We start from the raw sequence: 13,545 nt of genomic DNA on the forward strand, positions 1-13,545 counted from the left end.
GCCTGCGGGGCCGCCGGCGCGGTGGCGGGCGCCGCGGCGGCCGGCGTGCTCACGGCCGGCCTGGCCGCCGCCGCACCATCCGTGCCCGGCTTGTAGTCGGCGAAAAAGTCCCACCAGGCACGGTCGACCGAGTTCGGGTCCTGGAGGTACTGCTGGTAGATCTCGTCGACGAGCCACTCGTTTGCACCGAAGCCAGCCGCAGGGTTCTTCCCTGCTGCTTGGTCGGTGTCGACGCTGGAGGTGTTCGGAGACTGTGGCGACACGGCGGCAACCGCCCTCTTCCGCTTCGCAAGGTGATTGGACAGCGGAAAACAAGGCTACGCCCCAACCACCGTCAGGCGCAGTCCTCACAGCTCAGACGTGGCCTACGCCACATTCCGGATGGGGTTTCAGCGGCTGAATCCTCGGGAACGGCACCAAGTTCGGCTCAAAGAGGCAACGAAAAGGCAAAGCCTGACCACGGCACCGTGGCGGCCGGCCGGCCCCCGCACCCGAGCTGCGTCGATGCCGGCGCGCGGCGCCCGACACGTGCGGGCAGCCGTCGGCGCCGGAGCGCCCGGCGTGGGGGCACCTCCCAGGCCGCCAGGCCTGGGGGCAGGTATCCGGACCGACTCTACGTCAACTGTTTGCCTTCGCGTTACCTGGGAGCGTGAGCCGGATCCGGCAACCCCGTCGGGATTCGGCCACCGCGATGGTCCCGCCGTGCAGATCCACCGCCCAGCGGGCGATCGCGAGCCCGAGACCGGTCCCGCCGTCACTCGGAGTGACGCCGTCGATCGTGCCCCGGCCGAAGCGCTCGAAGACCAGCTCGCGCTGCTCCGGCGGGATCCCGGGACCCTCGTCGAGCACCTCGAGCACCAGGCCGCCCGGCAGCTGCCCGGGGCGCGCCACCACGGTGACCTGGCCGCCGGGCGGGCTGTGCTTGACCGCGTTGTCCACCAGATTGGTGACCACCTGGTCGAGCCGCTCGCGGTCGGCGTGCGCCCGCAGGCCGACCGGCGTCACGTCGAGCCGCAGCCGCACGTCGGTGCGCCCGTTGCCGCGCTTCTGGGCCACCTGGGCGTCGCCCAGCACGGCCGTGAGATACGGCTCGACCTGGAAGAAGCCGGCCTGCAGCGGCACCACACCGTTCTCCAGGCGTGACAGGTCGAGCAGCTGCTCCACGAGCCGGCCAAGACGCTCGGTCTGCCGCAGCGCGGTGGCCATGGTCTTCGGATCCGCCTCGGAGACGCCGTCCACCACGTTCTCCAGCACGGCGCGCAGCCCCGCGATGGGGGTGCGCAGCTCGTGGGAGACGTTGGCGACCAGCTCCTTGCGGTGCCGGTCGGCCGCCTGGAGGTCGGCGGCCATCCGGTTGAACGCGTGCGCGAGGTCGCCCAGCTCGTCCCGACGGGTGACGGTCACCCGCCGGCCGTACTCGCCCCGCGCCATGGCCCGGGACGCGGACGTCATCTCCAGCACCGGGGTCGCCAGGTTGTGCGCCACGAACTGCGTGACCAGCAGCGAGGCGATGATCGCGAAGATGGCGATCAGCTGGAGCCCCAGGTCCGAGCGGTAGGCCACCAGGATCAGCAGGGTCGTGATGGCGACCGAGATGATCACCAGCCAGCCGAGCGCCGCCTTCACGGAGCGCATCGGGTCGATCGGGCGCAGCAGCCGCCACACGGCGGGCCAGGCCCGCCGCCAGACCGGGCGTCTGACCAGGTCGGACAGGACGGACACGCGGCTCAGACCTCGGATCCGCCCTGGCTCCTGGCCGCCGGTTCACCGGCGAAGCCGGGCGGCGTCTCCAGCGCGTAGCCGACGCCGTGCACGGTGCGGATCCGCTCGGCGCCGATCTTCCTGCGCAGCGCCTTGACGTGGCTGTCCACCGTTCTGGTGCCCGAGGCGTCGGCCCAGTCCCAGACCTCGGCCAGCAACTGCTCCCTGGTGAGCACGGCGCGCGGCGAACGGGCCAGGCACATCAGCAGGTCGAACTCGGTCGGCGTGAGGTGGATGTCCTTGCCGGCCGCGCGGACCCGCCGCTGGGTGCGGTCGATCTCCAGGTCGCCGAGGCGCACGCTCCCCGGCCGGGGCGTGGTCGCGGCCACCGCCGCGCGCTCGATGCGGCGCAGCAGCACGTGCGACCTGGCGACCAGCTCGCGCATGGAGAACGGCTTGGTCATGTAGTCGTCGGCGCCGACCCCGAGGCCGACCAGCATGTCCGTCTCGTCGTCCCGCGCGGTCAGCATCAGCACCGGCACGGGGCGCTGCGCCTGCACCCGGCGGCAGACCTCGAGCCCGTCGAAGCCGGGCAGCATCACGTCGAGGATGAGCAGGTCGGGGTGCCAGGCGGCGGCGGTCTCGACGGCCGCCGGGCCGTCCGCCGCGGTCTGCACGAGGAAGCCCTCGGCACGCAGCCGGGCGGCGATCGCCTCGACGATGGTCGGGTCGTCCTCGACGACGAGGACCCGGCGCTGCGCCCCTGGGGTGGTCGCGGTGGAGTTGTGGTGCCCGGTGCGCTCCTGTCCTGCCGGCTCCGGCGGGGCGGAGGTCCCGCCCAGGCCGTTGAGCTTGGGTGTCTTCTCCTGATGGGTGTGGTCCATCGGCTGAGTCCTGGTGTCCGTCTGATTCATCTATCCCGCCCCCGGGATCGTGGTGCCAGTCGGCTGGCTGTGCTCTCTTGCTGTGCTCTTTGCTGAATTTCTGCGGTGTGCTTCGGTGTGCTTCGGGGTGTGCTTCGAAGTACGGGGTGGACCAACGGTCGTGGCGGTCCGCGCGACTGTGCTGATTGCACAGAGACTGTGAAGGTGCTGGTAGGCACTGGGCAGCAGCGTAGGCCCGATGGGAAGGCCGCGGCTACGCGGACTGCCTGGCGAGATGGTGGCTGGCGAGAAACAGCACGTCGGGAACGCCTCGGGCAACCGGGACTTCTCTGGTGCGAACGTTGGCGAAACCGGCCTTCCGTAGATTCTCCACAAAACGCTCGGAGCCGTGTGCCGACCAGACGACCAGCAGCCCGCCCGGGCGGAGCGCGGCGCGGCAGGCCGCGAGCCCGGCGGGGGAGTAGAGGCCGTCGTTGTCCTCGGTCACCGTCCAGTCGGGACCGTTGTCGATGTCCAGGCACAACGCGTCGTACCCGGCGTGGACGCCGCGCAGGTGGGCCAGCAGGTCGTCGTGGACCAGCCGCACCCTGGGGTCGGCGAGCGCGCCCGCGGTCAACTCGCCGAGCGGGCCCGCCCGGTGCCAGTCGATGATGGCCGCCTCCCGCTCCAGCACGGTGATGCGGCCCCAGCCCGGCTCGGTGGCCGCGGCGACCAGCGAGAAGCCGACGCCGAGGCCGCCGATCAGCACCTCGGGTGGCGCGCCGGCCGGTCCCCCACCGGCCAGGGCCGCGAACGCCTCGGTGACCAGCAGGCGTTCCGAGCGGCCGTCCGAGGTGTCCATCAGGAAGCAGCCGTTGGCGACGATCTGGAGCAGCGCGCCGTGGCGGCGCAACACCACCTCGCCGAACGGCCCTTCCCTGCGGTCGAGGACGACCGGCCGGCCGTCCTCGGCGGGGGGAGCTGGGTTGGGGAACGGAGCGGGGGCCATGCGCCCATCATCGCGCATGGCCCCCTTCGCACGTTCGCGGTGGTTCGCTCCGGCGGTGGCGTCAGCCGTTGGCGAGCGCCTGCAGCCGGTCCATGGCGCCGTTGAAGACGTTGTGATCGCCAACGGTCGGACCGGTCGAGGTGTACTGCCAGAAGGTGTAGAAGCCCCAGCCGGCCGGCAGGGTGCCGGGCGAGGAGGCGTAGCGGGCGACCCACAGCGGGTTGGTCGAGCCGAAGGCGCTGGAGTTGCCGGTGCAGGTGGTCCACCAGCTGGTGGAGGTGTAGATCACCACGTCGCGACCGGTGCGGGCGCGGTAGGTGTTGGCGAAGTCCCGGATCCAGTTGACCATCGCGGACTGGCTCAGCCCGTAGCAGGTGGCGCCGTAGGGGTTGTACTCCATGTCCACCACGCCCGGCAGGGTCCTGCCGTCCCGGGACCAGCCGCCGCCGTTGTCGACGAAGTAGTTGGCCTGGGCGGCGCCGCTGGAGTTGTTGGGCAGCGCGAAGTGGTAGGCGCCGCGGATCATGCCCACGTTGTAGGAGCCGTTGTACTGCTGCGCGAAGTACGGGTTCCGGTACGAGGTGCCCTCGGTCGCCTTGACGTAGGCGAACCGGTTGCCGGCGTTCCACAGCGTGCTCCAGGCGACGTTGCCCTGGTGGCTGGAGACGTCCACGCCCTCGACCGTGGCGAGCGGGGTGACGATCGTGTCCTCGGTGACACGTTGGCCGCCCTCGTGCTCGAGGATCTCGGAGCCGAGGTAGGCGGAGCCGACGGCCGGCTCGCCGCGCTCGCCGGCCTCGGCCGCGGTCGCGGCGTTGGGGGTGGCGATCAGCAGCGCCAGGGTGGCGACGACCGTGGAGAGCAGGGCGGGTATGCCGCGGCGGCGGGCGCCGGGACGCGTTCTTGACCTACCGGAACCAAGCATGGGCCGAGCCTTTCGAGCCGTGAGGTGTGGGGGTGGGCGAAGCAGCTCGTCGCGCTCACATGGTGTGATCACGTCAATCGTGAAGGTAATGGGAGTGCTTGGTGAGGCGGAAGAGGGCACCGGTCACGCCGTTGGTCTACCCCGGTGGCGATCGCGAACGGATCTGCCAGGGCGGCTGACCGGTCCTCAACTTTCAGGCGTGAAAACTCCCCGGGACCCCCGTGGTTTCCTCCGCGCGGAGCCTCGGGTGGTGCGCCGGGATCAGAGCTCGGCGAGCAACACCGAAGCGTCGTCGTGCGTCTTGCCGCGCGGGTACGTCGTGCCCGCCGGGTCGGCGGCCTCGGCCTCCCGCACCTGCCTGATGGCCGCCTGCGGCCCGTCCGCGATCAGTACCGAGAACAGGTCGGCCCAGTTGCCGAGGCCGAACGTCTCGACCCAGCGGCCGAGTCCGTCGCTGAGGGCCACCAGCGAGCGCACCCGGCTCCGGGGCAGCGCGCCGGTGACGGCGAGCTCGGCCACCGCCGGATCGGCCGCCGCCGTGAAGAAGCCGCCCGGCATGTTGCGCAGGCCCTCGACGAAGGCCGCCCGCTCGCCGCGCGGCAACCTCAGCGCCGCCGGCCGGAGATCGTCGAGGCGCGTGTCAAGTACCGGGTGGACCTCACCCTCCTGGTCCTCGATCAGCAGCGCGGAGTCGGAAAGCACCAGGTACTCGACGGTCTCGGCCGTCCAACGGGCGCAGACGACGGTGGCCTGCGGGGTGCGGCGGTGAGAAAGGTCACACGTCTCGCGGTGTGCGTCGGCCGTCCGGTCGATGGCCTCGGCCAGGCAGGAGGCGGGCGACATCTCGGCCCGCGAGCCGAGCAGTTCGAGCAGCGCCCCGCCGAGCCTCGACGAGAACCATGCGACGCTGTGCCGGCAGCCGACGGGCTCGGTCGGCGCCGTCACGCCGTCCAGCAGCACGAGGGCGCCGCCCGCGCCCGAGGCGGGCGTCGCCGCGGCCACGTAGTCCTCGTCTGGCAGGCCGGGGGTGCCCGGTTCGGTAGCGGACTGGATGCGCATGGCGACCAGTCTGCCGTAGGCTGGGATATGTCAGTGATTGTGGGGATAACGGCGGGTATAACAGCGGGTATTGACGCGGGGACAGGGGATCTTGCCAGGAGACGCGGCGGAATTCCAGTCGAATCGGGGCCCTGAGCAGGCCGGGTTCCGACGTCGGCTTGTCCGCCAACTCCCCCGTAAGGTTCACTCCTTCGGGTAAGACCGGGCGGACACCGCTCTTCTGCCCGGTCGGCGCTGGCAACGTTCGGTGCCCAAAGTGACGAGAATGCGAGCACAGGTGCGGAAGACCACACTGCACGACCCCGCCGACCCGTCCCACTCCGCACCGTCAGGTACCCGGACGCGTGCGGCGCGGCGGCGGGCGAGAGTGCGTACCCGGCTGGTGGTCGGTGTGCTCCTCACGGGTGTCGCGGTGCTCGGTGCCGGTGCTCCCGCCATGCTCGGCACCGCGGAGGACTACGACGAGGCCCGGCGGCTGCACGAGCGCTCCCAGGTCGCCGAGGAGGTCGTCACCCTCTCCCACCTGGTCGCCGACGAGCGTGACGCGCTGGTCGCGGCCGTCGCCGCCGGCAACCCGGGCGCGGCCCGCGGCGAGGACGAGCTGGCCCATGTCGACGACGCGGCCGCCGGCCTCGGCGGTTCCCTCGACCAGGAGACCGGCGCCGCGCTCGCCGGCCTGCCGGCGGCCCGCGAGTTCGCCCACTCCGCCGAGGCGACGCCACTGGCGACCTTCGACGCCTACACCGCCATCGTCCAGGCCCTCGACGGCTTCCTGCGCGACACCGTCGACGCCGCCCCCCAGGACGCCGACGACCCCGCCGCCGACGCGCTGCCCGACCTGGCCCGCGCCGTGGACGCCTCGTCCGCCACCCGCGGCCTGCTGCTCGCCGCCCTCGCAGGACCCGGCGAGCAGCGCGAGCTCACCACCCTCGCCCAGCGGCAGCGGGTGCGCGAGGAGGCCGCCCTCGCCGACTTCACCGCCACGGCCGGCCCCCGGGCCGCTGGCGCCTACGAGCACGCCCTCACCGGCGGCGGCGCCGAGGCCGCCGCCGGGCTGCTGCTCGTCCTCACCGACGCGCCCGTGCTCTCGCCCGAGGACCACGCGCTGGACGAGAGCCAGGTCCACGACACGCTGCTGGACCGCACCCGGCTCCAGCGGGGCGTGCTCACCGACCTCGCCGACGAGCACACCGACCGGGTGCGGAGCCTGCGCGACGGCGAGGTGCAGGAGCTCACGTTCGCCGGCGGCGTCCTGCTGGTGGCGCTGGTCCTCGGGATCGGCGTGAGCGTGGGGACCGCGCGCTCCCTCACCCGCCCGCTGGCCGCCGTCCGCCTCGGCAGCAGCCGGGTCGCCGCCGACCCCACCGGGCAGGAGCCCGTCAAGTACTCGGGGCGCAACGACGAGTTCGCCGAGGTCGTCGCCTCCGTCAACGCGCTGCACGCCCGTGCCCTCAGCCTGCACCAGCACGCGACCGAGGCCGCCCAGCAGGCCGCCGAGATCGCCCAGGACACCGGCGGGCTGCGCGCCGAGCGCGACCGGCTGCTCGCCGAGCAGAACGAACTGCACGCCAGGCTCGCGGCGCTGCACGGCGCGGTGCACGGCATGTTCGCGCACCACGCGCAGCGGCTGCTGATCCTCACCGGCGAGCAACTGGCCGTCATCGAGGGCCTGGAGTCGCAGGAGACCGACCCGGACCGGCTCGCGGTGCTGTTCACCGTCGACCACCTCGCCGCCCGGATGCGCAGGCACGGCGAGAACCTGCTGCTGCTGGCCGGCGCCGAGCCCCCGCAGCAGCTCAACGAGCCGATGCCGCTGATCGACGTGGCCCGCGCCGCCGTCAGCGAGATAGAGCGCTACGAGCTGGTGGAGACGGCGCCCGCGCCGCCGCCGGTGTGGATCACCGGGGTCGCGGCCCGCGACCTCAGCCACCTGCTGGCCGAACTGCTCGACAACGCCACCGCCTACTCGCCGACCGGCGCCCGGGTCAGGCTCACCGGCCGCTGGGCGGACGGCGAGTTGCTGATGACCGTCGAGGACGAGGGCCTCGGCCTGAGCCAGGAGCGGCTCGCCGAGCTCAACGCCAGGATCGCCGACCCGGTCACCCCGCCCCCCGGCGCCGCCTCGGTCCCCGAGGCCGGCATGGGCATCGGCATGGGCCTCTACACCGTGGCCCGGCTGGCCGCCAGGCACGGCCTCCGCTGCTGGCTGCGGGCCCGACCGACGGGCGGCACGGTCGCCGAGGTCGCGGTGCCGGCCCGCCTCGTCGAGGACGTCACCGAGCCCTACCCGAGCCACGGCACAGCGCCCACACTGCCGGTCCGCGAGCCGGGGGGCACCGGGCCCGTGCCCATCCCCGACGCCAGGACCGCCGAGTACGCGCGCGCGGCGGAGCACACCGAGCACGCGCACGCCGCGGACACCGCGCCCAGGTTCCAGCCGCAGCCGCCGCCGGCGCACGCCATCACCGACAGCGGCCTGCCGCGGCGCACCAGGGGCGTGCCGACCCCCTTCGACGACCCCAACGGCGGCCGGACCCCGGCCGTCGACCCCGAGGAGCTGCGTCGTCGGCTCGGCGGCTTCCAGCGTGGCGCGCGTGACGGCCACCGGGACGCGGCCCAGGCCGCGGGTGGCTATCCGGGAGACTTCCGTGGCTCCGCAGCGACCGGAGAGGAGATGCCGTCATGACCTCGCAGATCCAGGTCCCGCCGGGCGCCAGCCGCAGTGGAGGGCAGGACCTGCGCTGGATGCTCACCCGACTGGTGGAGGAGGTGCCCGGGGTGCTCTCGGTCGCCGTGGTCTCCGCCGACGGACTGCCCCTGCTGTCCTCCGAGCCCCCGGGGGACCCGGCGGGGAGCGGTCGGCGCCGCCGGTCGCTGACCGGGCCGCTGGGTGCGGCGGCCGACCTGGCCACCGTGGTCTCCGGGCTCGGCAGCCTCACCAACGGCGCGGCCGCGCTGATGGACGGCGGCCAGGTGCGGCAGACGCTGGTGGCCATGGCGGAGGGCAGCCTGCTGGTCATGTCCATCAGCGACGGCTCGCTGCTCGGCGTCTACACCGACCCAGAGGCCGACATGGGTGTGGTGACCTACCACATGGCGCTCTTCGTCGGCCGGGCCGGCCACCTGCTCACCCCCGAGCTGCGGGCCGAACTGCGCCAGGCGACGCCGAGACCCCGCTAGCCTCCGGCGGTTCGGCCGGCCCCCCGGCCTGCTCCGTCGTCTGAGGTGGTGCCAGCTCGGTCAGGTCCTCCGGGGTGAGGCCGGCCGTCAGGGCGGCCAGTTCGTCGAGGCGGCGGTGCAGGTCGTCGCGCCGGCGGCGTTCCTCCTCGGCGGCGGCCAGCTCCGCGTCGAGGGCCGCCCGGGCCGCCGTGGCCAGCTCGTCGGCGGCCCGCTCGCCCGAGTCGAGACGGTCGATCTCGGCGGCCCGGGCCGCCGCAGCCCGGGCCGCCACCGTCTGGTCGTGCAGCGCCTGCCCCGGGTCCTCGCCGAGCAACAGAGCGAGCGCGGGCGGCAGTTGGAGGCCGCCGCGGTACTGGGCGCGGGCGACGCGGCCGGCCGCCTCCCGGGCGGCGGCCAGGTCGGAGCGGGTCGCCGCCAGCCGTTCCTCCAGGCGCCGGGCCTCGTCCCGCCGCTCGGCCAGCCGGGCGACGGCCTCCTCATGGGCCCGGGTCGCCTCCCCGGTCTCCCGGTACAGGGCGCGCAACTCCTCCTGCGGTGAGCGCTCGGCGGCCGCCGGACGCACCGGGACGGCGGTGAGGGCCAGCACGGCCAGGGCCGCCGCCCATCGGCGCTGTCGGGTCAAGGGCGCACCTCCGTGCCGCTCGCGCAGTGGTCACGCGCATGGTGCGCACGGCCGCGCGGCCGGCGCGCGCCGAGCGGGTCCGAAGGGGTGGTCAGTCTCCGGCGTCCGGGTCATAGACGTACTGCCAGCCGCGCGGCAGCCGCAGCAGCCTGCTGTGCCCGATCGGCTCAAGACGGTAGACGTAGACCCGGTCGGGATGCACCTCGTCGCCCGGCACCGGCACCCGGTAGACGCGTGGCGGCTTGCCCGTGGGCCCGACGAGCACCGGCAGCGTCCGGCCGTCGAGTGGCCCGCCGACGAAGGGCGTGTGTTCGCTCCGCATGCCGCCGCCCGTCAGGCGCCCGCGGGCGTCATCATCGCGATGGTCCGCTCGAACAACTGGTCGATCCGGCCGCCCGGTTCCTCCAGCTCGGCGGCGGCGCGCAGGAAGCGCGCCGTGGGCTTGTCCCGCCCCGCGGTGACCACCAGCTGGGCCACGAACTGGTCCACCAGCCAGTCGCGCAGCCGGTCGAGCGGCAGTTCCTTCTCCTCGTCGAGCCAGATCAGCGAGGCGGCCTCGACGGTGGTTATCCAGGTGCGTACGACGAGCCGCAGCGGCGGGCTGGGCTCCGGCACCCGCATGTGCCGCAGCACCTGGGCGGCCGCCGCTCGGCGCACCCGGTCGACGATGGCCGTGGTGCGGTTGGTCTCCACCACGCTGCCGCCCTTGAGCAGCGCGGTGAAGCCCTCGCCGTGGCCGTCGACGAAGGCCAGGTAGCGGTCGAGGCCGGCCGCCAGACGCTGGCTCAGCGCGCCCGACTCGGCCACCGCGAAGCACAGTTCGAGCTGTTCGGCCGCGCTGCTCAGCGCCGCCTCGTACAACTGCTGCTTGCCGCCGGGGAAGTAGCGGTAGACCAGCGGCCGGGAGACCCCGGCCTCGCGGGCCACGTCGTCCAGCGAGACCTCCTCCGGCACGCTGCGCGCGAACAGCGCCTGCGCCGTGGCGATCAGCTGGCCACGGCGCTCCTCCACGCTCAGTCTGCGGTAGGCCGGACCGGGCGGGTCGGGGCGGCTGCTCATGAGCTGAAGGGTAACGGCCCGGGCCGGTCCGAGGGTGAACCGGAGCGTCACTGTCCGGATGACGTGGGGCTCGAACCCGTCCCCTTCGCGCCCGCCGAGGGCCCGATTCACGCCACTTGTTCACTTCGCGGCCACGGGTATCGGAGCCTTCGGTAACCACGTGACGCTGTGCTGTGTGGCTATGACGCGTGTGTCGAGTACGCGGCGAGGGCCCGGACGACGGTCCGGGCGGCCGCCCGGGAGGCGGGTCCTGACCGGCTGGCTGCCGCGCTGGAGCACCATCCGCGGCCGGGTGGCCATCGTGCTCGCCGTGCCCACGTCCCTGCTGCTCGTGCTCACCGGGATCGCGGTGGGGGACCGGGCGGAGGACTGGTCGGCGGCGCGGGAGAGCGGGGAGCGGGTCCAACTCGCCCTCGACACCCAGAACCTGGTCCGCGAGCTGCAACGCGAACACGGACTCACCAGCGGACTGCTCGGCGGCGCCGGTCGCTACCGGCCGGAACTGGCCGACACCAGGCGACGGGTGGACGCCATCCACGCCGAACTGCAACGCCGCGTCGACCGCGACTCGGCTTCCGCCTTCGAGGACGCGCTGGGCTCGCTCGACCAACTCCCCGCCGTCCGCGAGGGAGTGGACGACGAGTCGATCGACCGCGAGGAGGCACTCGGCTTCTTCGCCACCGCCATGGCCGAGTTGAACGACGCCCAGCTCGCCGAGGGCTCGAACCACGGCGACCGGCTCCTCGGCGACGGCATGGCCGCGTTGCAGGAGCTGGCCGGCGCCACCGAGGCGCTGGCCGAGGAACGCGGTCTGATGAACGGCGTGTTCGTGGCCGGCCGGTTCACCGAGGGCCAGTACGTGGAGTTCGCCGGCGCCAGGGCCGCCCGCGAGTCCGCGCTGCGCGGCTACGAGCAGGTGGCGACCGCCGAGCAACGGGCCGCGCTCGACGCGGCGTTCGAGACCGAGGACGCGACGCGGGTCGCCACCTTCGAACAGCTGGCCGACGCCGGCGCCGACGGCTCCCCGCTCGACGCCCAGGCCGACGACTGGTGGACCGCGAGCACGGCGCTCACCGACGGGCTGCACGAGACGCAGCGGCAGGTGGGGGAGGACGTCGCCGAGCGCGCCGACCGGCTCAGCGCCGCCGCCACCCGGCAGCTCGCCGGCTTCGTCGCCCTGGGCCTGCTGATCCTCGGCGTGGCCGTGGGGCTCGCGGTGCTCGCCGCCCGCTCCATCGCCCGCCCGCTGGACGAGCTCACCCGGCAGGCCGAGACCGTGGCCGGGCACCGGCTCCCGGAGACCGTCCGCTCCATCCAGGAGGCCGAGCCGGAGGAGGCGGAGCACCTGCTGCCGCCCGAACCCGACCCGACACTGGCCGGGGGCGCCGAGGAGGTCACCCGGCTGGCCGCCGCGCTGCACGACGTGGAGCGCACCGCCGTCGGCCTGGCGGCCCAGCAGACCGTGCTGCGCCGCAACGGCACCGAGTCGCTGGCCAACCTCGGGCACCGCAACCAGCGCCTGGTGCGCCGGCAACTCCGGCTGATCACCGCGCTGGAGAGCAAGGAACTGGACCCGGACGCGCTGGGCGAGCTGTTCGAGCTCGACCACCTGGCCACCCGGATGCGCCGCAACGCCGACTCGCTGCTGATCCTCACCGGCCAGCAGCTGCCGCCCCGCGTCTGGACCGGCACCGCCGAGATCGCCGAGGTGGTCCACTCGGCGGTCTCCGAGGTGGAGGACTACCGCAGGGTCACCCTCGTCGAGGCCGAGCCGTGCTCGGTGCACGGCGGCGCCTTCTACGAACTCTCGCACCTGCTCGCGGAGTTGATCGAGAACGCGCTGACCGCCTCGCCGCAGGGCCGGCTCGTGGAGGTCTACGGCTGGTGGGACGGACCCGAGTACTGCCTGGCCATCGTGGACCGCGGCGACGGGATGACCGATGAGGAGCTGGACCTCGCCAACGCCCGGCTGCGCGGCGAGGACTCGTTCCTGGTGGCCCCCACCCGGTTCCTCGGCCACTTCGTGGTCGGCACCATCGCCGCCCGCCTCGGCGTCCAGGTGGAAGTGCGACACACCCAGAGCGCTCCCACCACGGCCGCGGCGCGCGGCGCCGGCGTCTCGGCCTACGTGGCGCTGCCCGCCGACCTCGTGCACCCGCGTGCCGCGGGCCGGGCGGCGCACGCCGAGCCTCCCCCGCCGGCGCGGATGATCGGCAGGCGGCGCTGACCGGCGCCGCCGCTCAGCGCCCGCCGCTCAGCACAGGTGGTTGATCTGCAGGACCGTCATGGTCTTGAAGCGGTGGCCGGCGAGCACCACGGCGAACGCCTGCTCGGTCACCACCATCCGCATCACCGGGTCGTCGTGGCCGTACGGCTCGGTGGCCCGCAGCGGGTCCTCGCAGGCCCCCGCCATGCCCAGGGTCAGCCGCTCGCTGACGTCGGGCGGCAGCGCGTCGTGGGCAGCCTCCGCCATCGGGTCGTACCTGAGGCGGTAGGTCACGTCCATGTGGGTCCCCGGTGCGGCTTGGCGCTCGTCCTGGCGCGTGTCATGCAGCGTAGCCGATCTGGGGCGGAGCGTGACCTGATAGTCCGACCGCGACCGGCTGATCCGGGCGACACCCGGGCGGCTCACGGTGGAAGTCCCAGACTCTGGCGTTGAGTTCAGGATATATCCCGGCAACGGTGACCCGTCGCGCCGGTCTCCGCCCGCCCGTGTGCCGTCCGGCCTGCGGGTTTTCCGATTCCCCCGGAAGACGGAATGAACCGCCGGCGCCGCTCGGACGTGATTCCTGTGGGCGCACCGGCACCGGCCCCGGCCCTCGGCCGGCGGTCAGGAAGGAGCTGACGCGATGGAGCAGGACATCCGGGCGGAAGGGCGCGGGCTGCCGGAGGTCGGCGCCATGGCACGGGACGTGCGGCGCGACCGGATCGGCCGCGTCATGGCCTACGAGGGCGGCCAGGTGTGGCTGCGCCCGTTGGAGGGCGGCCTGGAGTGGACGGCGCGGCCGTGCGACGTGCGTCAGGTCTCGCTGAGCGAGTCGCTGAGCGCCCGGGTGGCCGAGGCCAACCGCCGCTCCTCCGGCACCCGTTGACCGCTTCCGCCGGAGCGGGACGCCTGCCCGGCGGG

The 13,545-nt window shown here is 73.6% G+C and carries 14 protein-coding genes; 4 read left to right on the forward strand and 10 right to left on the reverse strand.

The features are described 5' to 3' along the window. The 6 genes from ACFWI8_RS28535 to ACFWI8_RS28560 form a co-directional block, all read right to left on the reverse strand. Window positions 1–263, reverse strand: a 263-nt coding sequence (locus ACFWI8_RS28535) for a hypothetical protein (RefSeq protein ID WP_387097269.1), incomplete at its 3' end; no start/stop codon positions are given. A gap of 355 nt (window positions 264–618) precedes the next feature. Further along, entirely contained in the window at window positions 619–1,722 is a 1,104-nt protein-coding gene (locus tag ACFWI8_RS28540; RefSeq protein ID WP_387097272.1) for a sensor histidine kinase, read from the reverse strand. A gap of 5 nt (window positions 1,723–1,727) precedes the next feature. Beyond that, the gene (locus ACFWI8_RS28545) at window positions 1,728–2,585 is read right to left on the reverse strand and encodes a response regulator transcription factor (RefSeq protein WP_387097275.1); all 858 of its coding nucleotides are present in this window, start codon (window positions 2,583–2,585) and stop codon (window positions 1,728–1,730) included. 253 nt (window positions 2,586–2,838) lie between these two features. Next, the gene (locus ACFWI8_RS28550) at window positions 2,839–3,573 is read right to left on the reverse strand and encodes a spermidine synthase (protein ID WP_387097278.1); all 735 of its coding nucleotides are present in this window, start codon (window positions 3,571–3,573) and stop codon (window positions 2,839–2,841) included. 61 nt (window positions 3,574–3,634) lie between these two features. After that, window positions 3,635–4,498, reverse strand: coding sequence for a lysozyme (locus ACFWI8_RS28555; RefSeq protein ID WP_387097281.1), 864 nt, complete (start codon window positions 4,496–4,498; stop codon window positions 3,635–3,637). Between the two features lie 261 nt (window positions 4,499–4,759). Then, window positions 4,760–5,557, reverse strand: a complete 798-nt coding sequence (locus tag ACFWI8_RS28560) for a hypothetical protein (protein WP_387097283.1) — start codon at window positions 5,555–5,557, stop codon at window positions 4,760–4,762. A 391-nt stretch (window positions 5,558–5,948) separates the two neighbouring features. On the opposite strand from ACFWI8_RS28560, the gene ACFWI8_RS28565 reads away from it, so the two are divergent. Together ACFWI8_RS28565 and ACFWI8_RS28570 are read left to right on the forward strand one after the other, a co-directional pair. Next, a complete protein-coding gene (locus tag ACFWI8_RS28565; protein WP_387097286.1) occupies window positions 5,949–8,243 on the forward strand; it encodes a nitrate- and nitrite sensing domain-containing protein in 2,295 nt (764 codons plus the stop codon). Beyond that, on the forward strand, window positions 8,240–8,737 hold the full coding sequence (locus ACFWI8_RS28570) for a roadblock/LC7 domain-containing protein (protein WP_387097288.1): 498 nt from the start codon (window positions 8,240–8,242) through the stop codon (window positions 8,735–8,737). The genes ACFWI8_RS28565 and ACFWI8_RS28570 overlap by 4 nt, the downstream gene beginning before the upstream one ends. Here ACFWI8_RS28570 and ACFWI8_RS28575 read toward each other — a convergent pair. The 3 genes from ACFWI8_RS28575 to ACFWI8_RS28585 form a co-directional block, all read right to left on the reverse strand. Then, a complete protein-coding gene (locus ACFWI8_RS28575; protein ID WP_387097291.1) occupies window positions 8,685–9,359 on the reverse strand; it encodes a hypothetical protein in 675 nt (224 codons plus the stop codon). The two genes, ACFWI8_RS28570 and ACFWI8_RS28575, sit on opposite strands and share 53 nt — an antisense overlap. Window positions 9,360–9,450: 91 nt before the next feature. After that, window positions 9,451–9,681 carry a hypothetical protein gene (locus tag ACFWI8_RS28580; protein WP_387097294.1) on the reverse strand — a complete coding sequence of 77 codons (231 nt, stop codon included), beginning with the start codon at window positions 9,679–9,681 and terminating at the stop codon, window positions 9,451–9,453. Window positions 9,682–9,692: 11 nt separating this feature from the next. Further along, window positions 9,693–10,418, reverse strand: a complete 726-nt coding sequence (locus tag ACFWI8_RS28585; protein ID WP_387097296.1) for a TetR/AcrR family transcriptional regulator — start codon at window positions 10,416–10,418, stop codon at window positions 9,693–9,695. 310 nt (window positions 10,419–10,728) lie between these two features. Between ACFWI8_RS28585 and ACFWI8_RS28590 the strand changes: the two genes are divergently transcribed. Beyond that, entirely contained in the window at window positions 10,729–12,645 is a 1,917-nt protein-coding gene (locus tag ACFWI8_RS28590) for a nitrate- and nitrite sensing domain-containing protein (protein WP_387097299.1), read from the forward strand. Between the two features lie 27 nt (window positions 12,646–12,672). On the opposite strand, the gene ACFWI8_RS28595 is transcribed toward ACFWI8_RS28590, so the two are convergent. Continuing rightward, the gene (locus tag ACFWI8_RS28595; RefSeq protein WP_387097302.1) at window positions 12,673–12,924 is read right to left on the reverse strand and encodes a hypothetical protein; all 252 of its coding nucleotides are present in this window, start codon (window positions 12,922–12,924) and stop codon (window positions 12,673–12,675) included. A 343-nt stretch (window positions 12,925–13,267) separates the two neighbouring features. Between ACFWI8_RS28595 and ACFWI8_RS28600 the strand changes: the two genes are divergently transcribed. Continuing rightward, window positions 13,268–13,510, forward strand: coding sequence for a hypothetical protein (locus ACFWI8_RS28600; RefSeq protein ID WP_387097304.1), 243 nt, complete (start codon window positions 13,268–13,270; stop codon window positions 13,508–13,510). Window positions 13,511–13,545 lie beyond the last annotated feature (35 nt).

The sequence above is a fragment of the Streptomyces sp. NPDC127098 genome (assembly GCF_042722465.1).
GTDB classification, from domain to species: domain Bacteria; phylum Actinomycetota; class Actinomycetes; order Streptomycetales; family Streptomycetaceae; genus Streptomyces; species Streptomyces millisiae.

Excerpts from the sequence above, each read along its gene's own strand:
- ACFWI8_RS28545 (WP_387097275.1), bottom strand. The coding sequence starts at position 2,585 with ATGGACCACACCCATCAGGAGAAGACACCCAAGCTCAACGGCCTGGGC.
- ACFWI8_RS28550 (WP_387097278.1), bottom strand. The coding sequence starts at position 3,573 with ATGGCCCCCGCTCCGTTCCCCAACCCAGCTCCCCCCGCCGAGGACGGC.
- ACFWI8_RS28555 (WP_387097281.1), bottom strand. The coding sequence starts at position 4,498 with ATGCTTGGTTCCGGTAGGTCAAGAACGCGTCCCGGCGCCCGCCGCCGC.
- ACFWI8_RS28560 (WP_387097283.1), bottom strand. The coding sequence starts at position 5,557 with ATGCGCATCCAGTCCGCTACCGAACCGGGCACCCCCGGCCTGCCAGAC.
- ACFWI8_RS28570 (WP_387097288.1), top strand. The coding sequence starts at position 8,240 with ATGACCTCGCAGATCCAGGTCCCGCCGGGCGCCAGCCGCAGTGGAGGG.
- ACFWI8_RS28580 (WP_387097294.1), bottom strand. The coding sequence starts at position 9,681 with ATGCGGAGCGAACACACGCCCTTCGTCGGCGGGCCACTCGACGGCCGG.
- ACFWI8_RS28585 (WP_387097296.1), bottom strand. The coding sequence starts at position 10,418 with ATGAGCAGCCGCCCCGACCCGCCCGGTCCGGCCTACCGCAGACTGAGC.
- ACFWI8_RS28595 (WP_387097302.1), bottom strand. The coding sequence starts at position 12,924 with ATGGACGTGACCTACCGCCTCAGGTACGACCCGATGGCGGAGGCTGCC.
- ACFWI8_RS28600 (WP_387097304.1), top strand. The coding sequence starts at position 13,268 with ATGGAGCAGGACATCCGGGCGGAAGGGCGCGGGCTGCCGGAGGTCGGC.